The organism is Nostoc sp. DSM 114160 (assembly GCF_053470305.1).
The window spans coordinates 1,152,706-1,175,937 of sequence record NZ_JBPFGO010000001.1 but is presented as its reverse complement, the minus strand read 5'-3'; the positions used below and the strand labels follow the sequence as shown (position 1 = coordinate 1,175,937).

Genomic DNA, 23,232 nt, shown 5'->3' with positions numbered 1-23,232 from the left:
TTAAGGGAGGTAATTCGACTTATGCAAGAGGGTCTAATGTCTTTCTTAATTACAAATTACAAATTACGTAGCTTGCTTCTCGCCAAAGGCGAATATTACGAATTACCATAAGTTGCTTGTAAACGTTGTAAAAGATATTCTCCCGCCAAGATAGGAGGATAGATAGGCGATTGTTCTTTCTGGCAACTCTCCAAACAAGTAATTTCCGTATCATCATTAGGATGACAGAAAAAAGCGATAGAATACCGAGACTGATTTACCCTATTATCAGTGGGAATCATCACTCGATGCTTAGTTGAGCAAAATTGATGATTTGTCCACCGTTGCATTAAATCGCCAGTATTGACTATTACAGTATCAGGAATCGCAGGCGCAACAATCCACTCTCTAGATACTGTCTGTACTTCTAACCCGCCAATGTCATCTTGGAAAAGCAAGGTAATACTGCCATAATCGGAATGCTCGCCAGCACGCACCTGTCCGGGTTTCGCTGGTGTCTGCAATGGCGGATAGTGTAATAGTCGTAAGGTATGATTTTGTTGATTATGTCTGATAGTAAAAAAATCTTCTGGCAATTCCAATGCCAACGCATAAGCTTGTAATATCGTATTAGCAAGTTCTGTACAACCAGCGTAGAAGGTGACAAGAGAAGCATCTATCCCTACCGCTTGTTTGTTGACATTAAATGCCTCTTTTAAATCGCCTGGTTGATTGGGGTTAAGACGTTCTCTTTCAATCCCAACGTAACCCATATTACTAAATTCATCACTCCAAGCTTGCTTTTGCTTAACTTCTAAAGGTAAATTGAAAAAAGATTTGCTGTGAGCGAATACTTCCTCGATTAGGTTTTTTGATATTCCCGAATTTTGCAAGTACATGAAGCCAATTTCATGACAAGCTTCATAGATTTGTTTGATGACAGCTTGCCGAGTTATTGCGTTGCCCTTAGTAAAATTAGTGAAATCAATTACTGGAATTTTGACCATTGATTCAAAATACCACATCTTTACTGAGAAGGGGAAAAGGTTAAAGGGTAAAGGGAAAAGGGAAAAGGTTAAGGGGTAAAGGGAAAAGGTTAAAGGGTAAAGGTTAAAGGTTAAAGGGTAAAGGTTAAAGGTTAAAGGGTAAAGGGAAAAGGTTAAAGGGTAAAGGGTAAAGGGGGAAGGGGTAAAGGTTAAAGGGTAAAGGTTAAAGGTTAAAGGGAAAGGAAAAATTCTATTTATTTACCCCTTACCCCTTCCCCTTTACCCCTTCCCCTTTACCCCTTCCCCCTTCCCCCTTCCCCTCTTCTTTACGCAGCTTCAGATTTTGAATGCGAGTATCTTCGGTAGGCGGTACATCCTTTTGAGCAAAGGGAATCTGCTTAAAGTTAGCAGCCAGATATTCTGCTAATGCATCTTGTTCGGAACCATCAGCAGCAAAGGTGGCTAAACCTGTACGTTTAGCATCTTTTGATATCAAATCAACCCGTTCAGTTTTGGGAAAAGGATAACCATCACCACCATTTGCTAGGAAGTTTAAGGTGACAGCGCGGAAGATGCGATTCGAGTCACCCACTAACTCTGCATTTTTCACTACTACATCAATAATTTTGCCTTTCCTATCTTTGATAACCAGGGATTTAACACGCTTACCTGCTGGCAAATCTGGGTCAAAGCTAAAGGCTAATCCCGCTACTTGGGGAAAACTACCAGGGGTAGCACCCGGCGCGATCGCTGCGACACTGTGTTCAATTATTGCTACTAGTTCTTTAGCATTTAAAGTAACTAAAGTCAAGCTATTGTTGAACCGTAAAGCATTGGTGATATCAAGTTGAGAAATTTCTTTTTCTTTCTTACCTGCTACAGGATTTGCTTGGGGTGGCAGTTTGATAACATCCTGCGAGCGAGTCGAACCTGCGGGAAAGGTATAAGTACCAATACTGTCACGGATACCACCACCATTTTTAATGGAAATCACCGTTTTAGGATCGTATCGTTTAGCGATCGCTAAATTAGCTTCAGCTGTCAAATTCCCTAAATTGGTTTCTTGGGTGCGGACATCACCCCGCCAGCCATTGAGAAAAACGTTGGTTTTCCCGAAAATCTGACCATCTTGGGCAATAATCACTTTTTTGAGTGCTTCTGTAATCGCAACAATTTTGGCATCGGGTTTCCCGCCTACAGCTGCTACCCCTTGGGAATCAGTCGCATAAGCACCACTAATTTTGGGGTCAATACTTTTAGGAATAATCACTCCCTTGGCATCAAAGTTAACTACTAGACGACCAACATAGCGATAGTTTCCATCAGTATTAACTACAGCTATCGGATTACCATCTGCGGCTTTTTTGATGATTGGATAAGTTCCAGCAGATTTATCACCCACTCGCAGACGGTCTGTTTTATCGGCTAGTAAGGTATTGGAACCACCAGCAACAATAATATCTACTCCCTTGAGTAATTGTGCTAGCTTTTGCTCAATGGCAATTTGCTGCATATGTGCCAAGAGAATGACTTTATTAATCTCTGGGTTTTTGGGTCAGCACTGCATCAACAGAAGTTTGAATTTCAGCAGCCAAAACAGCAATATCTGCGGCATCGCGGTCATTAAATTTTTTAGGCAACACAGTCACACCACCAGGAGAAGAAATAGTCCGCAGTGTGGGAGTTGTCGCCCCAACTACAGCAATTTTTTCCCCATTGACAGTAATAATGGTGCTACGGGCAATTTTATTGGAAATTTTACTTGCTTCTTGTCCATCAGCAGTCACTAATTTTGCCAGGTCTTTATCAGTGCTGAAGTCTAGATTCGCGCTGAGATAGGGAAATTTTGTACCTGGGTAATCTTCTTTAGCACGCAGCAAGTCAGCAACAACACCCGTACCTAAATCAAATTCGTGATTACCAAAGGCGATCGCACCAAACCCAAGAGCATTTAAAATTAAAATATCTCCCCGTCCCTGTCCACCAAAAGCTGTGTCACTGGCAAATAAAAAGGGACTGGGAATATAAGCATCTCCAGATGAAAGAATTAAAGTATTAGGATAATCAGGCTTACCGTCGCGATTAGCATCCTGATTTTTCAGTGCATTCAACACCGCCGAAAAGTTCGGTGCATCCTTCAGCGCTGGGACACCTGCTTCTTGGTCGGAAGTATGTAAAAGTTGTAGTGTGAACCCTGACTTCTGTGCTGGTTTAACTTGCACCATACCACCAGCAGTTCCTAAAAATAAAAAGATGCTAGATATAATCAGCAAACTTAACTTGCTAGTCCCTAAATCTCGACGATTAAACTTACTGAAAAATCGACTTTTCCGCTCTAAAAAAGACATATTAACAATTCACGCATTCAAAATTCACGCATTTAAGTTAAGAAAAATTGTAGTAGCGTGTCAAGGCTAAAATTTTACAATTAATGTGGAGGCTCAAGGATAAATTGTCGATGCTAATGGTAAGATTATGCTTGTGGCTCAATCTGGGCAAAGTTTTTCTATTCCCTCTGCCATTTCTTGTAGTCAATAATTCGTTACTTCAAGGGTCGCGGGAGGAATTACGATGAAACTCAAAATTGAGCTAGCAAAAAACCCTTGAATATGTGGCTCGAAGCTGTGGTGTAAGAAAATTGCATATTCACAGGTAAGAAATGAGCAAGCGAGGCTGGTTCTAATATGACAATCGGTAAAGATAGGAATTGGCACTCAGATTTATTAGAAGCTATTAGCATTATTGGAGTGTTTGCTGGTGTCATATTTGGTTGTGAAAATCACGTCTTAGCCCAGATTACTCCTGATAAAACATTGGGTAATAACTCTTCAAAAATCACTCCCAATGTGAATATAAAAGGTAGTGCTACTAACCGCATTGATGGTGGAGCAATTCGCGGTGCAAACCTCTTCCATAGTTTTCGTGAATTCAATGTTGGAGAATCCCAGCGAGTTTATTTTGCCAATCCCACAGGAATTAACAATATTTTCACCAGAGTCACGGGAGGTAAAGTATCTAATATTTTGGGTACTTTAGGAGTGGATGGTGCAGCAAATTTATTTCTGCTCAATTCTAATGGGATAATTTTTGGCAAAAATGCACGTCTTGATGTAGCAGGTTCGTTTGTGGCGAGTACGGCGAACTCGTTTGTCTTTGGCGATGGGATGGAATTTAGTGCTACTAATCCCCAAGCGCCGCCACTGTTGGAAATTAATCTAACACCAGGGTTGCAGTATGGCAAGAATGACCCCTTGAGAACCATCGAAAATACGGGAAATTTAGCAGTAGGACAAGATTTAAAGCTGTTTGCAGGGAATTTAGATTTACAGGGACATCTGCAAGCAGGCAAAGATTTAATCTTGCAAGCCGATACCATCAAAGTGCGCGATCGCTTTACCAATCCTTTCGTTGCTGCTGCTGGAGGTAAGCTGTTAGTTCAAGGTAATGAAAATATAGATATTTTTGCCTTAAACGATCCAAGTAGTGGTTTGTTCTCTCGTGGGGATATGGTTTTACGCAGTGTTAATACTGTGGGTGGTGATGCTCATTTCTGGAGTGGGGGGAGTTTTCGGATTGAAAAATTAGACGGAAGTTTAGGCAATTTATTTAGTCCCCACGATCCAATTATTCGCTCTCAAGGCGATGTCAGCTTTTTTGCATATCAAGGAGCTTCTTTACATATCTTGGCTGGGGGAAAAGTAGATATAAATACCGTGGTGATCACAGATCCCGATACAGCAGGTGAAACCATTAACCCCGCAAGCACTCCTAGTTTGGCTAATGTTACTTTATCGGATGGAACTCCCATTATTATTGATGGTAGCGTCAAACCAACGCTTGATATCCGCGCCGGGATGAACCCAGAAGCAATAGGAAATCCTTTAGGAACTATAGGCGATGCTGGTATTTTCTTAGACTCCTCGATTTCTATTGTCGCGCCTCCTGTAAACAATTCTGTAGCGACAAGTGCAGATATTACTATTGGTGATATTAGGGTAAATTCTCCCAAGGGCATTGTTTTACTCACCAATCAGTATCAGCCTAATCCGGCGCTGACAGAAGGAAACATTACTCTCACAGGGAAGGGAGCATTAAATCTTGGCGGAATTGTCGCAGGTAGTGAAGAAGGTGATGGCACGTCGGTTATTTTTGACTCAAGAGATAAAATTACACTAGCCAGTAGTTATATTGATACCTTTTCTAAATATACTCGCGCTGGAGATATTGCTTTGCTCGCAAATGGCGATATCAAACTTAATGGTGCGTCAATTTACGCTAATGCGTTGACAATCTCTGCTGATGATGTAGCCAGTGCTTTGGGTGGTGATGTTAGGCTGATCAGCAGTGGTGGTGATGTATCCCTCAATGGAGCTGCTATTAACGTAGCCAGTAACGGCGGCGGAAGTTTAATGATTGATGCTCAAAACATCAACATTTTGAATAATAGTTACATACTTTCTGGAATCCTCGGCAATTCTGGAACACTTGAAATTCAAGCAGGAGACATTCAACTCAATGCTCACCAGAATATCTCAATAGCAGATAGTGATATCAGCAATTCTGTATTTAAAGGAGCAGTAGGTAATGCTGGAAAGATTTTAGTACAAGCAAATGGATCTGTATCTCTTTCTGGTAACAATGGAATTTTCAACTCCGTAGGGTCTTGGACTCAATCCAGAGGGAGGAGGGTATGCACTTGGAACAGTTGGAGGAATCGCAGTTAAAGCTGACTCACTTTCTTTAAGCGGAGGATATGAACTCGTAACTTCCACTCAAGGACAAGGTGATGCAGGTAACATGGAAATTAACGTTCGCAATCTGACTTCCTTGGATGGAGTTGATAAAACAGGATTTCCTAGTGGCTTATTTGCTACCGTTTTCAAAAGTGGAATTGGTAACGGAGGCAATATTAACCTCAGAACTGGTTCCCTCTCGATCGCAGATGGCGCTCGTATCCAAACTAAAAGTGAGGGACAAGGTAACACAGGAAATGTGGCGATTGAAGCGAGCGATCGCATCTTTTTTGATGGAACCGAAAAAAATCCCAATCCCGCAATCGAAAACTTAACGGGAATTTTCACTACTGTGCAAACTACTACTCCTCAACAAGGAGGAAATATTAACCTGAAAACAGGTTCTCTTACTGTCACTAATGGCGCTCAACTGACTAGTAATACTTTTGGACTAGGTAATTCTGGCAATATTACGATCGAGGCTAGTGGTAAAGTCTCTCTCGATGGCATCAACAATCGCGCCAGTAACAGTGGAATATTTAGTGCTGTTGGCAGAGATGACTTAGGAAATATAGGTAAAGGACGTGGTGGGAACATTGAAATTTTCGCCAATTCCCTTTCGGTAACGAATGGTGCAGCTTTAACTTCAGCCACTGAGGGGGTAGGCGATGCTGGCAAAATCACTATTATTGCACCAGAAGAAGTCTTCTTAGAGGGGATGGGGAACAATGGATTTTCCAGTCAGATAGCAACCTCCGTGGAACCTGAAGCAGTTGGTAATGCCAACGATATTGCGATCGCAACTGGATTACTCACCCTCGCCAATGGCGCTCAACTGCGTGCCGATACTGCTGGACAAGGTAAAGCAGGCAATATCTTTGTGACAGCCAACACCTATAAAGCCAGCAATGGCGGACAACTTCGCACCACTACATCCAGTAATTTTGATGCTGGCAATATCACCCTCAAAGTGCAGGACAACATCAGCCTATCTGGTTCACAAACAGGATTATTTGCCAACACCACTGATAGTTCAATTGGCAACGGTGGTAGCATCTTCATTGACCCCAGAACTTTAAATATTACGGATGGCGCGAAAATCGCAGTTGATAGCCAAGGTACAGGAGACGGTGGCAGCATTAAACTAGCAGCAGGTATCCTTACCCTTAACAATGGCAGCATCTCTGCCGAAACTCGCAGCAACACTGGCGGTAATATTACCTTGAATCTGCAAGACTTATTATTATTACGCAACGGCAGTCAAATCTCCACCACTGCCGGAAATCGCCAGTTTGGTGGCGATGGCGGCAACATCACCATTAATAGCCCTTTCATTGTCGCCGTTCCTAAAGAAAATAGCGATATCACCGCTAATGCTTTCACAGGTATTGGTGGCAAAGTTGATATTACAACAAACGGTATTTTTGGTATTGTCTCGCAAAAACGCCCAACCGAAAACAGTGACATTACAGCAAGTTCCGAATTGGGAGTGAGTGGGGAAGTAACTATCAACAGTCCAGATACTGACCCCAGTCGCGGCTTAATTCAACTACCCTCTAACCTCATAGATGCATCCCGACAAATTGCTCAAGGTTGCACTCCCAGAAGAGGGCAAAACGCCAGTCGTTTTATCGCCACTGGACGCGGTGGATTACCCCAAAGCCCTAACGAACCGTTGCAGGGACGAGCAGTGATTACTGGTTGGGTAGATATGCCACCACAAACAACAGCGATCGCGGATAAATTATCTACTGCATCTATAACCAAATCTAGCAACCCAATTGTCGAGGCTCAAGGATGGATTGTCGATCCTAACGGTAATATTATGCTCGTGGCTCAATCTGGGCAAAGTTCTTCTATTCCCTCTGCCATGTCTTGTAGTCAATAGACCTCTTGGCATTTGTGCTTTTTGCACTCTTGGGGGAAAAGGGTAAAGGTTAAAGGGAAAAGGGACTTTTGCAGTACCTTTTCCCCTTTCCCCTGCCCCTTTTCCCGACATAATCCTTTTCCCTTTCCCCCTTACCCTTTTCCCTACAAATGCCAAGAAGTCTATTTTAGAACAGTACTGTTATTAGCCCTTTTCCCTACAAATGCCAAGAAGTCTATCGACCGATAATACAAAATTTCTGCTTGGGGTGCATAAAAAATAAAACTCATCGTATATGAGTTTAACAGGGAGATTCACTTAGCTCAACTTTATTCAGCAAAAAGCCTAGCTTTTGGGCAAATACTTTTTAAGTAAAACTACCTTCCCTTAAAGGTTTCAGGGATAGCGTAGACCCTATTTAGCGGTTTGTTGCAGGTATCTTGTTACTAACAAAACCGATAAAGTTGAGCTAAAACCGGACTTCCAATTGCGTCTGATTGTGATGAAATATCACCCCAGATAGACCTTATTGAAACCAAAAAACTAAAACCTTTTACTTTTACTACTCAGAGGAATAATTAAAATGCCAACCTACAGTGGAACTAACGGAAATGACAATATTATCGGTAGTATTTTTACTGATAGTATCTTTGGGTTTGGAGGAAACGATACCCTTAATCCCGGATCTGGACTTAATGATTATATTGATGGCGGCACGGGGATTGATTTACTCGTAGCTGACTACTCTAATGTCAGCAGTCCCTACAGCTTTTCTTTCAATAACATCGAAAAAATTTACTTCAAAGGTGGTAACGGAGTTGATAATTTTACCTTCAACAACACCACTGATACCCTATACGGTAATGGTGGTAATGATATCTTAGATGCTGGGGCTTTTGATGACTATCTTAATGGCGGCAGTGGGAGTGACTCTCTCTACGGAGGAGATGGCAACGATACCCTCAATCCTGGATCTGGAGTGAATGATTATATAGATGGCGGTAACGGAGTCGATTTACTCGTAGCCGACTACTCGAACGTCACTGACGCCTACAGCTTTTCCTACACTAATATCGAAAAAATTTCCTTCAATGGCAGTAACAGCGTCGATAATTTTGTCTTCAACAACACCACTGATACCCTATACGGCAATGGTGGCAACGATACCTTGAATGCAGGAGCTTTAGATGACTATCTAAATGGTGGCAGTGGCAATGACTCTCTCTTGGGAGGCACCGGCAGAGATACTATCTATGGCGGTAGTGACAATGATTTTCTCTTCGGTCAGGGTGATAACGATATTCTTTTCGGCGAGAGTGGCAATGATTTGCTCAATGGCGGGGAAGGCAATGACTCTCTCTACGGAGGCGATGGCAATGATATTTTAAATGGCCGTAAAGATTACGATTACCTTGTAGGAGGAAGTGGAGCCGATACATTTGTCTTCGACTCTTTGTCTGATGGACTTGATTACATTGCAGACTTTAAGTACTTTGAAGGAGATAAAATTCAGATTTCTAAACTTGGATTTGGTGCGAGTTCTACCAGTCAGTTTAGTTATAACAACAGCACAGGTGCTTTGTCTTTTGATAAATCTCCATTTGATGCGATCGCATCGGTTCAATTTGCCTCTCTCCAAACCAACTTAGGGAGCGGATTTATTCCCAGTCTTGACATCGTTTTGGTTTAAAACAGGACTAATGTTACCAGGAGTAAGAGTTACATTAGACCTCTTGCAAAAAACACTTTTGCAAGAGTTGGGAAAAGGAAAAGGTTAAAGGGAAAAGGTTAAAGGGGAAAGGTTTTTTTATTCCTATTGCCTTTCCCCCAAACCCAATTCCCTAAAAATGCCAAGAAGTCTATAGGACAGGTTACTGGATTTGTTGTTATTTTCAGCTTACTACCTGTCCTTTTTCCAATCCCGAACTCAGGTTAATTAGATTGTGGAGGCTCAAGGATGGATTGTTGATGGTAACGGTGATATTATGCTTGTAGCTGAATCTGGGCAAAGTTCTTTTATTCCCTCTGCCATATCTTGTGGTCAATAATTCATTGCCCAAGATTCAAGGGAGGAATTACGATGAAACTCAAGAGTTATAAAAATAATCAGTGGCAACAGATATATAACGGATGCAACAGATGGTTCATTCGTCCCTTTAAAAAACATAACTTACCTGTTTTCATGCTCTTGGTTGTGGTGACAGCTTTTTTGTGCGTTACTGCTTTTCCTGTTGCTGCAACTTTAGAGACACAACATATCGCAATTGGAGTGTCAATCCAAAATCCGACTGCACAAACACAAGACTTGCTGCAACAGGGGAAAGTGCTGTATGAGGCAGGACAATTTGCAGAAGCGGTTAAAGTTTTACAACAAGCAGTTAAAAGTTTTGGCAGCCAAGGCAATGAATTGCAGCAAGCTGTAGCATTAAGTAATTTGGCGTTGGCATATCAAAAACTGGGTAATTTGCCACCAGCGCAACAGGCAATTACAGATAGCTTGAAGTTGCTCGAAAAATCCTCTAATTCTCAAAATCTTCAGGTTTTAGCTCCAATTTTAGATATTCAAGGTAGTATTCAACTAGACTTAGGACAAGCTGAACAGGCACTCAACACCTGGCAACGTGCGGAAGTTAGCTATAAGCAATTAGGCGATCGCAATGGCATTATCCGCGATCGCATCAATCAAGCACAAGCATGGCAAGTTATGGGATTTTACCGTCGGGCTTTGACGATCTTGACTCAATTGCAGCAGGAGTTACAATCAAAACCTAATTCAGTCAGTAAAGCAGTAGAATTACGGTCTTTTGGGAATGCTCTGCAATTAGCAGGAGATTTGAATCAATCTCGTCAGGTATTACAGCAAAGTTTGTCAATTGCCCAAAAATTGGATTCTCCTCAGGATGTCAGCGCGGCTTTATTCAGTTTAGGCAACACGGCACAAGTACAGCAAGATTTTAAGGGTGCAATACAGTTTTATCAGCAAGCTGCTGCGATCGCTCCTAACCCGATTAACAAAGTTCAGGCTCAAGTTAATCAGTTGAATTTACTAGTGAACGCGGGACAAACAGCCGCAGTACAGACACTATTGCCGCAAATTCAAACTCAACTGGCACAACTACCTGCTTCTGTGACAACTATTTATGCGCAGATTAATCTAGCTCAAAGCTTGATGAAATTCGGAACTACACCCGAAGCGATCGCTCAAATCTGCGCCAGGGCCCTGCAACAAGCTGAAAATTTAGCAGATAAACGAGCCGAGAGCTTTGCCCTTGGGACTTTGGGCAGTGTATACGAGCAAACTAAACAATGGTCAATAGCCCAGAACCTCACTCAACAGGCATTGAACATCGCCCAAACAATCAACGCCCCAGATATCGCTTATCGATGGCATTGGCAGTTAGGACGCTTGTTAAAACAGCAAAGAGAGATTGAGGGCGCTATTGCCAGCTATGATACTGCGATCGCTGAGTTGCAGACTCTCCGTAGTGACTTAGTAGTTGTAAATCGAGATGTCCAGTTTTCCTTTAAAGAAAGTGTAGAACCTGTATATCGAGAGTCCGTAGAATTATTGTTGCAGTTTCAGCAAACTCATCCGAGCGAACCAATCCTAGACAAAGCGAGACAAAGGATTGAATCACTGCAACTAGCGGAATTAGACGACTTTTTTCGGGAAGCTTGCATTAATGCCAAAACTGTTTTGCTTGACACAGTGGTAGATAAAGATAATCCTACAGCCGCAATTATTTATCCAATTATTCTGCCCGATCAACTCCAAGTGATTGTCAAAATTCCTAAACACCCACTGCGTAATTATACAGTAAATAAGTCACAAAATGAGGTAGAAGGTACTATCAAACAACTTAGAGAGTATCTATTAGAACCCGATCGGACTGAGGAAGTGCAGGCGCTATCACAAGAAGTCTATGGGTGGTTAATCAAAGAAATTGAGTCAGATTTAAAAGATCGTGGCGTCAAAACCCTTGTATTTGTACTGGATGGCATATTGCGAAATATACCAATGGCTATATTGTATGACGGTCAGCAATATCTGGTAGAAAAATACGCTGTAACCCTCAGCTTGGGACTCCAGTTACTCGCACTCAAACCCTTGACACAAACAAAACTCAATGTGCTAGCTGCCGGGTTAGTGCAACCACCACAAGGCTTTAAACAGCAATTTCCACCGCTACCAGAAATTAAATCAGAATTCGACTCTATTTCCCAAGCGATCGCGTCTACCACCCAGTTACTAAATCGAGACTTCAACAGCAAAAACCTAGAGAGTAAGGTAAATACTGTGCCATTTAATGTGTTACATCTGGCAACCCACGGTCAATTTAGTTCCAATGTTGAGAATACTTTTATACTTGCAAATGATGGGCCGATCAACGTCACGCAATTTGATAGCTTGTTGCGCCGTCGAGATCAAACTCGCTCCGAAGCCTTGGAAATGCTAGTGTTAAGTGCTTGCCAAACCGCTACTGGTGACAATCGCGCCACGCTAGGGCTAGCAGGAGCATCCGTGAAAGCTGGCGCTCGTAGTACCTTGGCTTCACTATGGCATATCAGCGATAAATCTACTGCTATTTTAATTGGGGAATTTTATCGTGAGTTAGTTAAAACTAAGGTGACAAAGGCTGAAGCCTTGCGTCGTGCCCAAGTAAAGTTGTTAAAAGATTATCCCAATTACAGTCGTCCTGGCTACTGGGCACCTTATGTTTTAGTTGGTAACTGGCTTTGACAAATTCTACTCATTTATTGAAGTTTCTAGAGCTTGCCCTTTTGTTCTGACTCCTGATATCATGTCTGCCTAATTAGTTATAATTCCCGCATCTGTTTAAAAGTTCTTTATATGCTCAAAATTTCTAACCTTAACGTTTATTACGGCGAAAGCCATATTCTCCGCAATGTAGATTTGAGCGTACCATCTGGGCAAATGGTTTGCCTAATTGGACGCAATGGTGTCGGAAAAACTACCTTACTCAAAACTATCATGGGTTTACTCAAACCCCGCAGCGGTACTATTAATTTAGCTGAAGAATTAATTAACTCCAAATCTCCAGACCAAAGGGCAAAGTTGGGAATTGGTTATGTCCCCCAAGGACGAGAGATTATCCCTCGGTTGACAGTTAAAGAAAATCTACTGCTGGGATTGGAAGCTAGACGCAAACCAGTCAAAAAAGCAGAAATTTCCGAGGAAGTTTTTAGTTTATTTCCGGTGTTAAAAAGTATGCTTTCGCGGATGGGTGGTGATTTAAGCGGAGGACAGCAGCAACAATTAGCGATCGCACGTGCTTTAATGGGAGAGCCTCAATTACTCGTTTTAGATGAACCCACTGAAGGTATTCAACCCTCCATCATCTTAGAAATTGAAGCCGCAGTCCGGCGCATCGTCGAAACCACAGGTATTTCGGTGTTATTAGTAGAGCAACATTTACACTTTGTCCGTCAGGCTGATTACTATTACGCTATGCAAAAAGGTGGTATTGTCGCCTCCGGTTCCACCACCGAACTCAGCCAAGATGTGATTCAGCGCTTTTTAGCTGTTTAATTTTTGATACTTCCATATCAATTGTGTCGGCAGCAATCAAGTCTGCCGCTTCTTGTAAAAGCTCATGTTGTTCTTTTTGAATTGCTGCCAAACGACTAGAAATTTCTGCTAATCGTTGTTGTTTATTTGGTTGAAAACTTTCAGGTAATAAAGCTGGTAAATTATCAGCTTTTTTAGCACCTGCGATTCTTTGAACAGCAAAACTCCCAACTTTAGTTAAAGATAGAAAGCTAACTTGAAACAAAACCTGAAGCAATTTTAACGGAACTTGGAGTATTGACCAACTAGCTGTCTCAATTAAGCGGACAATTGCTCTGATGATGCTCCAAAGTAGAGCAAGTGCAAACAGCAAAATTACTACACTAATAATTGGGTGATTAGCTCCCCAACCTAATATTTGAACCAATCGAAAAAATATCGGGTGTTGTGTCAACCAATCACTTACAGAAGATGCGATCGCATCTTTAACTGCTCCCGATGTGGTATTTTTAAATTGCTCTGCTGTTTGCCAAGTTTGCTCTAAACTTGTTGTAACTGTATCAATTGCTCTATCAGTTGTGGTAGTGGCTGTTGTCTTCAAAGACTCACCAGCTTGTTGCGCTGAGTTACTTAGAGAGTTAACGCTCCCGCCCACAAAATCTTTCACACTTTGCAAGCGTTGTAAAACTCCGTTAGGCAAATGTATGTTTATTTGGGATGTCATAAAACATTTTACCGAGGTTGAAATCTAACCCGCAATCCATCTTTCGGGCGATTAGTAGGAACTACAACTTCCTCTAAACTTTGATTGGGTAATATCTCCCAATGATAATTGCGTAGAAGATGAGCAGCAACAATCTTCATTTCCATTTTGGCAAAGGCTAGACCGATACAGATGCGCGGGCCACCGCCAAAACCAACTAAACTAAAAGGATACTTTTTATTTTCTTGGCGCTGGGGACTGAAACGGTCTGGTTCAAACAGGTCTGGTTCAGAATAAATTTCTTCAATTCGGTGAGTAACTCCAATTGAATAGTATAACTGCCAACCAGCAGGAACGTGATAACCTTTAAACTCAAAATCTTTAATTACGCCACGGAACCCGCCTCCGACAGGTTGATGTAATCTTTCAACTTCCCACAAAACCTGCTCTAAATAAGGCATTTTCCCTAATTGTTCTAAATCCAAATTACCTTTACTTGCAAGTTGCAATTGTTCAGCTTTTGCTTTTTCGAGTACTTCTGGATGACGGGCTAACTCTACACACAACCAAGTCAGCATCGAAGTAGTAGTTTCATGTCCAGCAAATAGTAACAGCACCGCTTGGGCAATGAGTTCTTTTTCGCTGAGGCTATTACCATCTTCATCTCTAGCTTGGATTAACAAGCTGATGGTATCTTTTGTTGGGTTTTGCTGGCGTTCTCTGACAACTTGAGTTAGATGTTCTAAAATCTGATTACGAGCGGCTATAGCTTTACCAAATGTAGTAAATGGTAAGGGCAACGGGTTAATAGCAAACAGCCCATTGGTCAAGGTTGTAAACAACTCGCTCAGGCGCACACATTCAGGGCCAGGACGCGTACCCAACAACAATTGACTAGCAATATCAAACGTCAGTTGTTTAAATTCTTGAAACCAAGTAAATTCCTGCTGCTTCTCCCACTTTTGCAGATAACTACGTGTAATATCTTCCATTGTGGAGACATAATTTGCCAATGCTGGGCCATGCAATGCTGGCATCATCAAGCGACGGTTTCTGCGGTGTTCTTCTCCATCTTGCAGAAAAAGTGATTCACCCAGTAATGTCTTGAAATTATCAGGCCATCCCTCGCGCCAAGAAAAATTCTCCATTTGGCTTGACAAAACCAACTCCAATGCTTCCGGCCCGACCATCACTACAGTCGGTCTGCCAAGAAGATGAGTTTTGAAGATGGGCCCATACTGTCGATAGCGCTTTTGAGCGAAATTGCGGTCGAAAACAAAGGAGGGTGTTTCACCTAATACAGGTATACCAAAGCTTCCAGGAGGAAATTGATGACTTTTCATATCTCTAAGGGTAGCTATGAAAAAGTTAACACGATATTCCCGCTCTGCTGCAATCGCAGCACCCCAAAATATTCTTAGTACTTGCAAATATCTTTGTCTCTTGCACCCATAACTCAAAACCTGTCATCTGTCATTACATTTCTTCAGATTACATAATAAATTTACAGAAATTTAATATTACTTTTTATTCAATAAAATTGCTGAACGTTAGGATGTTGTGGATCTATTGAAAGAAAAGTCAAAATTCTATGCATCTGGATTTGCCACAACTGATTAAATCACTTGGCTATTTTGGGGTCTGGGCGATTGTCTTTGCTGAATCTGGCTTGTTAATTGGTTTTTTTCTGCCTGGGGATAGCTTATTGTTCACCGCTGGATTTGTCGCATCTCAGAATTTATTGAACATTTGGGTTCTGATTTTTGGTGCTTTTATTTGTGCGGTCTTAGGTGACAATGTTGGCTATTTTACTGGGCATAAATTTGGCAGAAGACTATTTCAGAAAGAAGATTCATGGCTGTTTCATAAAAAACATCTTGTGAAAACTCAGAACTTTTATGAACAGCACGGTAAAAAAACGATTGTTTTGGCACGATTTTTACCCATTGTACGCACTTTCGCGCCCATCGTGGCTGGGATTGGTGCAATGCATTATCGCACATTTATGTCTTACAACTTAATTGGTGGCTTTATTTGGACATTTGGCATTACCCTATTAGGGTTTTTCTTAGGAAAATCTCTGCCAGCTGAACAGGTAGATAAGTATTTGTTACCGATTATTGGATTAATTATAGTCATTTCTTTAGTACCATCGATTATTCATTTGGTACAAGAAAATAGAGCAAACAAAAGTTGAAATATCTTTGGGATTTTGTGTAGATATAATTACGAATTTGAGCAAAGCGACTTGACACACAAATATCAGAGTTTGATAATACTCTCATGGCTTCCTTAAACATCAACCTCTATCTGTTCCTCGAAAATCTCCTCTTTTTCTTTTTTGCCACACTTTTTATTGTGGTTGTGAACTGGGGATGGAAAAACGCAAAGCCTTATACTTTACCTTTACCATTTCCCGGTTGGTATAAAATCTGGTTTGGCTCGGTGCAACTGCTAGGGATAGTGCCGCCATTAGTGGTTATGTTATTGTGGGGTGTATGGTGGGGCGATCGCACAGTCTTAACTGTGCTTGCTTGGTATTTTATCGTCTTAGGGCTGCAAATCATCTCTGAAAGTGTGACGCTTAGGAAGTTGCAAAATGTCGTCTGGGTAATGGTTCCTTATATATATCTTCCTTACCGCTTTTGGCAGTTGTATGAGGGTTTGACACTTTTGGATTCGACAAGCGAGTTGCAGTGGGTACGATATTTATTGATTTTTGAATTAGTAATGTGGATTATTAATTACGCCATAGATGTATCTCAATTGCCGCGGCTGTTTCATTGGGAAGTACAATCAAATGACGTGAGCTAGGGATTAATCGCAGAATTAGCCATTTTTACTAAAGAAGTGCGATCGCCGCAGAAGAACTAAAAGAACCAGCTTCTTTTACAGGAAATTCGCAAGCTTTGCTAGATTAAGTCGGGAAAAGGGGAAGGTGGGGTTCTCTCTGGGGGAAAGGGTAAAGGTTAAAGGGGAAAGGGACTTTTGCAGAACCTTTTTCCCTTACCCTTTCCCCTTTTCCCCCTCTTACAAAAAGCACAAATGCCAAGAGGGGTCTAGTGTACACACAACTCTGAAATAGCTGAGAAATCACGGATTTACCCCACCCCAACCCTCCCCGTATGTATTGGGGAGGGAGCAAGATTTCTGTTTCCCCCCAATATATCGGGGGGACTAAGGGGGGTAAATCCAAGGTTTGTGTGTACACCGTAGCGCCTTTTAGGAGAGGGAGGCTGTCCGGGAGAGGTCTGTCGAACTCACGTTAATATTAGTGAGGAATATTGCAATGTTGGTGAGGAATATTGCAATGTTGATGAGGAATATTGCAATGTTGGTGAGAAATATTCCAATGTTGGTGAGGAATATTGCAATGTTTGGGAGAAATATTGCAATGTTGGTGAGAAATATTCCAATGTTGGTGAGGAATATTGCAATCTTGACAAGAACTACTTGTACATTAGACTTATTGCATAAATCGGGATAAAGGCGGGGGAAAGGGGAAAGGGTTTGTTATTTTCCCTTTCCCCTTTAACCTTTCCCCTTTAACCTTTACCCTTTAACCTTTTCCCAAATCCAATTCCAAGTTAGAAATCTTTAACCGAGCAGTATTGGGAGCTAGCCCAATGGGTAAGGTATTGCAATGCCATATCCCTGTGCGTAATCAATTCCAAGTGCCGTAATTCGCTCTAAAATCGCGTCATTCTCGACAAACTCAGCAATCGTCTGAATACCCATCACGCTAGCAATCTGCGTGATTGCTGTCACGATCGCATTATCCACAGGATTCTCGATAATGTTACGAATAAAGCTGCCGTCAATTTTGAGGTAATCCACAGGCAGAGACTTGAGATAAGCAAACGACGACATCCCCACCCCAAAATCGTCCAAGGCGAAGCGACAGCCCATCCGTTGAAGTGACTGAATGAACTCTCTGGCTTTGATTAGGTTAGCGATCGCTACAGTCTCGGTAATCTCAAAGCAGATGCGCTGGGGTGAGATAGGGTATAAGGTAAACTGCTCATACAGGAAATTAATGAACTGATCGTCATTGATGCTAGAGCCAGAAAGGTTAATTGCATAGATGCTTTGCTCATCGCCAACGAACCTTGACCAATTCTTGAACATAGTCACAATCACCCAGCGATCGATCAGGTGCATCAAGTTGTAGCGTTCTGCTGCTGGAATAAACGCCATCGGCTGCACTAAATTTCCCTGCTCATCTTGGAGCCGTAGCAGCACTTCATAATGGTCGCTGTTTTCGGCTACCGGGGCGATACCTTCTCTACGAGAGGCTTCTCTTTCAGAGACGCTAACGCGAACGCCAACGGTGAGCTTCGCTAACGCGGCAATCCTTTGAACATAGAGACAAAACGAATCACTTTTCAAGGCTTGAGAAATGCGGTTGACCCACTGCATCTCCCCGCGCTGTTGCACTCGCTCCTGGTCGTCAGTCCGAGCAACATAGACGCGATTGCGCCCTCGGTTCTTCGCGGTGTAGCAAGCTGCGTCAGCCGTGCTGATAATCTCTGCAAGGCTCTCGCTATTTGTATCGATACTAACTAAGCCGATACTGACTCCAATTGAGAATGCCTGCTGTTGCCAAACAAACCGGAACTCTTGAACACACTCACGCAGATCGTTGGCAACTCGTAAAGCTTGCTCCAGCGTACACTGGTTGAGCAATACCCCGAATTCATCGCCTCCTAACCTTGCCAATGTGTCAGTTTTCCGAATCTTCTCCTGTAATAGGGCAGAAATTTGACGCAGTAATTCATCTCCAGCCAAATGACCACAGGTATCATTGACAATTTTGAAGCGATCGAGATCCAAATAGCACAACGCATGAACCTGGTAGTCTGATTTGGCAAGGCACAATGCTTGTTCAACCCGTCGCTCAAATTCCTGGCGATTCACCAATCCGCTTAAGGCATCATGGCTGGCCTGCCAGGATAGCTGACGGGAAAGCTTGCGGTTCTGAGTCACGTCATGAAACACCATAACTGCGCCAATAACTTGTCCCTCACGATTGCGAATGGGCGCGGCTGAATCTTGAATCGCAATCTCTCGATCGTTTTGAGCAATTAAGACGGTATGGTTTGCTAAACTGACAATTCGATTTTCCTCTAACGCTTGCTCAATTGGGTTCGGAACTGACTCGCGTGTAATTTCATGCACAATTCTAAAGACTTCTACTAAGGGCAACCCTTGTGCCAATGCTTCGGTACATCCAATCAGAGATTCTGCAACCGGATTGAGGTATTGAATCCTGCTAAAAGCATCTGTGGTTATAACTGCATCTCCGATGGATTGCAACGTCACCTGAGCTAATTCTTTTTCTTGAAAAAGTGTTTCTTCGATTTGCTTGAGGGCTGTGATATCGCGTCCCACCGATTGAAATTCGATAAAACATCCTTCCTCGTCAAACAGCATTCGGTTATGCCACTGAGTCCAACGCACCTCATTTGCCACAATCACGCGATTCTCAATGATGACTACAGGATTATCAACACTAATTGAAGCGACTAATTGAGCAACTCGCTGCCGATCTTCCTCAAAGATAGCCGGTTGATAGCGGCTGCCGATAAATTCCTCTGGCGATCGCCCAAAATAAACTGCATAAGCTTGGTTGACAAAAGTGAGTGTACCATCTGGTAAATATCGGGCAATAAGTTCAGTCTGATCTTCGACAATGGCACGATAGCGAATCTCGCTTTGTTTCAGAGCAATTTCTGCCTGTTTGCGATCTGTAATGTCTAAAATAGCTCCATACAGTCTAATAGTCTTGCCTTGAGTATCATAAGCTACTTCTACTCTTAACTCCAGGTAGCGTAATAAGCCATCAGGTCGGACAATGCGATATTCAAGATTGAAAGGGGTTTTATTGGCGATCGCCTTTACTAGATGCCTCTGCAACACTGGTCGGTCTTCTGGGTAAACCGTCTGGAGAAATGTAGCCTGTGTCGGTACTGATTCAGTAGGATTTAGACCAAAGATGCGGAAGGTTTCGGCTGACCAAATTTGTTTTTGAGACTCTAAGTACCATTCCCAACTGCCTAGATGAGCGATCTTTTGAGCAGTAGCTAGCAGCGTTTCACTGCGTCGGAGTTCTTCCTCGGCTTTTTGGCGTTTATTGAGTGCGGCTTGGCGTTCTGTAACATCTTGGGCAGTTCCATAAAGGCGAATTACTTCTCTATCCGCATTAAGTTCTGTATGTCCAATCCCCTCAATATAAATTGTAGAGCCGTCAGTTTGAGACGCACGCAAAATGAGTTTGTAGGATTCGCCAGTTGAAATTGCCTGTTCAATTGCTTGGGCTAATTTTCCTGCATCTTCTGGGTAATATAATTGCAGATTTTCTTGGTAGTTCGGCTCAAGAAGTGCCGGATCTCGATTAAAGAGGGTAAAAAGCTGCTTTGACCAGGTAATTTTGCCAGTGGCAATATCAAACTCCCAATTACCGAGACGAGCAACTCGCTGAGATTCTTCTAATAAGGCTTCATTCTTGCGTAGTGTTTCTTCAGCACACTTAAGATTGGTGACATCCACCACCAGCCCATCCCAAAGCACTCTTCCATCTTGCAATTGGCGTGGTGTAGAACGAAAATGGAACCATTTAAGCAGACCGCTAGGCGTTTGGATTCGCACTTGGATATCAAACACCGAGAGATTCCGCCGGGATTCATCGACTGCTGCCTGGAAAAATGGTACATCCTCTGGGATAAACTGACGATATAGCAAACTTGAATCTTTGAGTGCATCTTCTGCACTGACTTCCATCAGTTTTTCAATCCCCGCGCTGATATAAGAAAAGCGATCGCTGCCATCCACTTCGCGGATTACCTTATAAATTGCTCCATTAGGCAAATTATCGCCAATTCGCCGTAACATAGCTTCCCGCTCTTGTAGCGCGAGTTCTGCCTGTTTGTGTTCGCTAATTTCCTGCTCTAGTTCTTGATTGGCTGCCTCCAGTTGTACAGAACTGGGGAAAGCAAGTGCTTTTGGTATTAAAGGTATAAGTTCAGAAGCTGTGTACAGTGAAACTACGGCTGTAATCGCTTTAATACAACCACTCAACCAATAAGTTGGATACCAGAGCGTCCAAATATTCATCAGGTGGGTAGTGCCACAAGTAACAATAAATATTGCAAATAGCAGAAATATCCAGTTGAAGGGCAAATCTTGGCGCTTGCGGACAAGATAAAATAGCGTAATGGGAATGGAATAATAAGCAAGTGCAATTAAACTATCGGATAAAATATGCAACCCTACTAATTCTGGTTTCCAAAGATAGCAATGACCGTGGGGAATAAACTGCTTATAAGCAAGAAGGCTTTTCCAAAATTCCAGCATCACGTTGTCTCAAACACAAGTTGTTTTATTGAAATAGCAGTTAATTATATTACCCAAATACCTTCAGCGTTGGGTAGCTTTGCGTCGTAGTATCGTTGTTAATTTAGCATAAGCGGCGCACCTTGTAGCGATAATAGTGCTATTCCTACCAACTAAATTACAGAAAATACATGTATTTTTTATTACAATTTCAATTTGATTGCATACAAACGAGCGTAGGTTTAGCCCTTCGTAGACATCGCGATCGCAAAGCATCTGCCATACACTAAAATTCTTAAGAGAGTTGACCTGGGGAACATCCTAGAGTCAAGATAAAAGAGTTAGATATCTGTCAAAGCACTAAACACTCTGATGTCGCCTGATTTCCTTTCATTTCCCTGCTTTTGGGTAAACACGAAAGGTAGGGGCGATACTTATTAACGTGGCAAAAAACTGAAAAAAGTACGCGCGGATTGCTAAAACGTGCCTGGACGTAGAGGGTTAAATGCGCCGTTGCACCCCGATGAAGCGTCAAGAAATAGCTGATTAAATCAAATTCTAAGCGATTTAATCATATATTTTGTAGCAGATACTTGTGGAAAAGAAAATGCTAGGTGTGAATGTTGTTATGAAAGTTGGCGATCGCGTCCGCGTTAAAGATTCGGTAGTGGTGTATCATCATCCTGAACATCGGAATCAGCCTTTTGATATCAAAGGTACAGAAGGCGATGTAGTAGCTATTGCCAGCCAATGGCGAGACAGACCAGTAAGCGCTAATCTACCGATTGTAGTCCAGTTTGGTAAAAAGTTTAAAGCCCACTTGCGTGAAAATGAGTTAGAAGTCATTTAAAGCACTTATCTGCGGCGAAACCACTGGAAAATATTCAGTTCGCCGCGCATTTTTTTAAGCTCTTGGCGGTTTTGTTCTGCTGTTGTATAATACCAATCACAATAACGCTGAAACTCCGCTCGCGATCGAACTTCGTGGTAAAACTCATGGGTTGTTTGGTAAGAGGCAAAAGCTTCCTCAACTTGGGGTTGAGCAACTGGAATAATATAAGGTAAATTTTTTGACATAAAATTAATTTAGTTTGTCATTTGTCATTTGTCATTTGTCATTTGTCATTGGTCATTTGTCATTTGTCATTAGGAGTTTCAAATTCAGGCAATTACTGCACTTCATAACTCATAACTCATAACTCATAACTCATAACTCATAACTCATAACTCATTACTCATTACTCATTACTCGATTAAAGCCACCCGCGTAAGCGATAAACTAAAGAACCAATATACTCTTTGAAAGCGATGGTAAATTGGTGTAAGTTATCAGTATCAGGTAATAAATTTAGTATAGCGGCTTTGGGAGTACTACCGAGTTCTTGCAACTCACCCTCACTAACTAAAAAGTCAGTCGGTGCGGGAATAACATTGATTCCTTGACGCTGGAAAATCTGAAGCGATCGCGGCATGTGCATTGCTGAAGTAACTAATAATACCTGACGAATGCCACGAGCTGACAAAATCTTTCGGACATTTACAGCATTTTGATAAGTATTGAGAGAGTCAGGTTCTTGGACAATCGCTTCCGATGGAATACCAATAGATGTACGGATTGTGGCCATATCTGCCGACTCTGGCGAACCACTTCCCCGCCAATCAATGCGTCCCCCACTGAGAATAATTATAGGCGCTTTTTTTTGGCGATACAGTTGTGCTGCATAGATGACGCGATCGCCTGCTTCACTTAAATCGACAGTAGGGGTCTTGGGGGAAAAGCTGATTTTGTTGCGCCACCCAAAACCACAATTGCATCTGCATTAGGTATTTGGGCGGGTGGAAGATTTTGCCATTCTAGCGATCGCACTAATGATTTAGCGATCCAAGCATTGCTACAAAATAGCAATAAAATTAGGGAAAAAGCAATTGCGATCGCCGCAGTCCGGGGTCGTTTCCACAAAGTCACTAATGCTACTACCAAGCTTACACAGGCTAATCCTAGTGGATAAAAAAATAGTGGCAGTAATTTGGATAGATATAAAAACATATTATTAGGGCATAGGGAATAGTGAAGAAGAAAGGGAGTAGCGAGACAAGGAAGA

The 23,232-nt window shown here is 42.2% G+C and carries 15 protein-coding genes and 1 pseudogene; 8 read left to right on the top strand and 8 right to left on the bottom strand.

What is annotated here, in order from left to right; translation table 11 throughout:
* Positions 1 to 95 precede the first annotated feature (95 nt).
* From NSTCB13_RS05500 to NSTCB13_RS05490, 3 genes are all read right to left on the bottom strand, one after another.
* Positions 96 to 986 carry an isopenicillin N synthase family dioxygenase gene (locus tag NSTCB13_RS05500; protein ID WP_448271632.1) on the bottom strand — a complete coding sequence of 297 codons (891 nt, stop codon included), beginning with the start codon at positions 984 to 986 and terminating at the stop codon, positions 96 to 98.
* 244 nt (positions 987 to 1,230) lie between these two features.
* Entirely contained in the window at positions 1,231 to 2,478 is a 1,248-nt protein-coding gene (locus NSTCB13_RS05495) for a bifunctional metallophosphatase/5'-nucleotidase (RefSeq protein WP_448273128.1), read from the bottom strand.
* Positions 2,479 to 2,500: 22 nt separating this feature from the next.
* Positions 2,501 to 3,313: a hypothetical protein gene (locus NSTCB13_RS05490; RefSeq protein WP_448271631.1), complete on the bottom strand. Its 813-nt coding sequence runs from the start codon at positions 3,311 to 3,313 to the stop codon at positions 2,501 to 2,503.
* Between the two features lie 336 nt (positions 3,314 to 3,649).
* On the opposite strand from NSTCB13_RS05490, the gene NSTCB13_RS05485 reads away from it, so the two are divergent.
* From NSTCB13_RS05485 to urtE, 5 genes are all read left to right on the top strand, one after another.
* Positions 3,650 to 5,689: a filamentous hemagglutinin N-terminal domain-containing protein gene (locus tag NSTCB13_RS05485; RefSeq protein ID WP_448271629.1), complete on the top strand. Its 2,040-nt coding sequence runs from the start codon at positions 3,650 to 3,652 to the stop codon at positions 5,687 to 5,689.
* A gap of 73 nt (positions 5,690 to 5,762) precedes the next feature.
* Complete coding sequence (locus tag NSTCB13_RS05480; RefSeq protein ID WP_448271628.1) at positions 5,763 to 7,586, top strand: hypothetical protein; 1,824 nt, start codon at positions 5,763 to 5,765, stop codon at positions 7,584 to 7,586.
* A gap of 562 nt (positions 7,587 to 8,148) precedes the next feature.
* On the top strand, positions 8,149 to 9,255 hold the full coding sequence (locus tag NSTCB13_RS05475) for a calcium-binding protein (RefSeq protein WP_448271627.1): 1,107 nt from the start codon (positions 8,149 to 8,151) through the stop codon (positions 9,253 to 9,255).
* Between the two features lie 492 nt (positions 9,256 to 9,747).
* Complete coding sequence (locus tag NSTCB13_RS05470) at positions 9,748 to 12,306, top strand: CHAT domain-containing protein (protein ID WP_448273127.1); 2,559 nt, start codon at positions 9,748 to 9,750, stop codon at positions 12,304 to 12,306.
* A 111-nt stretch (positions 12,307 to 12,417) separates the two neighbouring features.
* Entirely contained in the window at positions 12,418 to 13,116 is a 699-nt protein-coding gene (gene urtE, locus NSTCB13_RS05465; RefSeq protein ID WP_445628667.1) for an urea ABC transporter ATP-binding subunit UrtE, read from the top strand.
* Here the strand turns inward: urtE and NSTCB13_RS05460 are convergent.
* The gene (locus NSTCB13_RS05460) at positions 13,079 to 13,819 is read right to left on the bottom strand and encodes a hypothetical protein (RefSeq protein WP_448271626.1); all 741 of its coding nucleotides are present in this window, start codon (positions 13,817 to 13,819) and stop codon (positions 13,079 to 13,081) included. The genes urtE and NSTCB13_RS05460 overlap by 38 nt on opposite strands.
* Before the next feature lie 8 nt (positions 13,820 to 13,827).
* Positions 13,828 to 15,141: a cytochrome P450 gene (locus NSTCB13_RS05455; protein ID WP_448273126.1), complete on the bottom strand. Its 1,314-nt coding sequence runs from the start codon at positions 15,139 to 15,141 to the stop codon at positions 13,828 to 13,830.
* 248 nt (positions 15,142 to 15,389) lie between these two features.
* Here NSTCB13_RS05455 and NSTCB13_RS05450 point away from each other — a divergent pair, with 248 nt between their 5' ends.
* Together NSTCB13_RS05450 and NSTCB13_RS05445 are read left to right on the top strand one after the other, a co-directional pair.
* Positions 15,390 to 15,995, top strand: a complete 606-nt coding sequence (locus NSTCB13_RS05450; protein WP_322711889.1) for a DedA family protein — start codon at positions 15,390 to 15,392, stop codon at positions 15,993 to 15,995.
* A gap of 86 nt (positions 15,996 to 16,081) precedes the next feature.
* A complete protein-coding gene (locus tag NSTCB13_RS05445; RefSeq protein ID WP_448268909.1) occupies positions 16,082 to 16,612 on the top strand; it encodes a hypothetical protein in 531 nt (176 codons plus the stop codon).
* Positions 16,613 to 17,416: 804 nt separating this feature from the next.
* Here NSTCB13_RS05445 and NSTCB13_RS05440 read toward each other — a convergent pair.
* Complete coding sequence (locus NSTCB13_RS05440; protein ID WP_448271625.1) at positions 17,417 to 21,151, bottom strand: EAL domain-containing protein; 3,735 nt, start codon at positions 21,149 to 21,151, stop codon at positions 17,417 to 17,419.
* A 607-nt stretch (positions 21,152 to 21,758) separates the two neighbouring features.
* Here NSTCB13_RS05440 and NSTCB13_RS05435 point away from each other — a divergent pair.
* On the top strand, positions 21,759 to 21,980 hold the full coding sequence (locus NSTCB13_RS05435; RefSeq protein WP_445632227.1) for a ferredoxin-thioredoxin reductase variable chain: 222 nt from the start codon (positions 21,759 to 21,761) through the stop codon (positions 21,978 to 21,980).
* A gap of 5 nt (positions 21,981 to 21,985) precedes the next feature.
* Here NSTCB13_RS05435 and NSTCB13_RS05430 read toward each other — a convergent pair whose 3' ends face one another.
* Together NSTCB13_RS05430 and NSTCB13_RS05425 are read right to left on the bottom strand one after the other, a co-directional pair.
* Positions 21,986 to 22,207, bottom strand: a complete 222-nt coding sequence (locus NSTCB13_RS05430) for a hypothetical protein (protein ID WP_448271624.1) — start codon at positions 22,205 to 22,207, stop codon at positions 21,986 to 21,988.
* 176 nt (positions 22,208 to 22,383) lie between these two features.
* A pseudogene (locus tag NSTCB13_RS05425) lies at positions 22,384 to 23,177 on the bottom strand (YdcF family protein).
* Positions 23,178 to 23,232: the final 55 nt, after the last annotated feature.

Excerpts from the sequence above, each read along its gene's own strand:
- NSTCB13_RS05440 (WP_448271625.1), bottom strand. The coding sequence starts at position 21,151 with ATGCTGGAATTTTGGAAAAGCCTTCTTGCTTATAAGCAGTTTATTCCC.
- NSTCB13_RS05480 (WP_448271628.1), top strand. The coding sequence starts at position 5,763 with ATGGAAATTAACGTTCGCAATCTGACTTCCTTGGATGGAGTTGATAAA.
- urtE (WP_445628667.1), top strand. The coding sequence starts at position 12,418 with ATGCTCAAAATTTCTAACCTTAACGTTTATTACGGCGAAAGCCATATT.
- NSTCB13_RS05500 (WP_448271632.1), bottom strand. The coding sequence starts at position 986 with ATGGTCAAAATTCCAGTAATTGATTTCACTAATTTTACTAAGGGCAAC.
- NSTCB13_RS05445 (WP_448268909.1), top strand. The coding sequence starts at position 16,082 with ATGGCTTCCTTAAACATCAACCTCTATCTGTTCCTCGAAAATCTCCTC.
- NSTCB13_RS05430 (WP_448271624.1), bottom strand. The coding sequence starts at position 22,207 with ATGTCAAAAAATTTACCTTATATTATTCCAGTTGCTCAACCCCAAGTT.
- NSTCB13_RS05470 (WP_448273127.1), top strand. The coding sequence starts at position 9,748 with ATGCTCTTGGTTGTGGTGACAGCTTTTTTGTGCGTTACTGCTTTTCCT.
- NSTCB13_RS05475 (WP_448271627.1), top strand. The coding sequence starts at position 8,149 with ATGCCAACCTACAGTGGAACTAACGGAAATGACAATATTATCGGTAGT.
- NSTCB13_RS05495 (WP_448273128.1), bottom strand. The coding sequence starts at position 2,478 with ATGCAGCAAATTGCCATTGAGCAAAAGCTAGCACAATTACTCAAGGGA.
- NSTCB13_RS05455 (WP_448273126.1), bottom strand. The coding sequence starts at position 15,141 with ATGAAAAGTCATCAATTTCCTCCTGGAAGCTTTGGTATACCTGTATTA.
- NSTCB13_RS05485 (WP_448271629.1), top strand. The coding sequence starts at position 3,650 with ATGACAATCGGTAAAGATAGGAATTGGCACTCAGATTTATTAGAAGCT.
- NSTCB13_RS05490 (WP_448271631.1), bottom strand. The coding sequence starts at position 3,313 with ATGTCTTTTTTAGAGCGGAAAAGTCGATTTTTCAGTAAGTTTAATCGT.
- NSTCB13_RS05435 (WP_445632227.1), top strand. The coding sequence starts at position 21,759 with ATGAAAGTTGGCGATCGCGTCCGCGTTAAAGATTCGGTAGTGGTGTAT.
- NSTCB13_RS05450 (WP_322711889.1), top strand. The coding sequence starts at position 15,390 with ATGCATCTGGATTTGCCACAACTGATTAAATCACTTGGCTATTTTGGG.
- NSTCB13_RS05460 (WP_448271626.1), bottom strand. The coding sequence starts at position 13,819 with ATGACATCCCAAATAAACATACATTTGCCTAACGGAGTTTTACAACGC.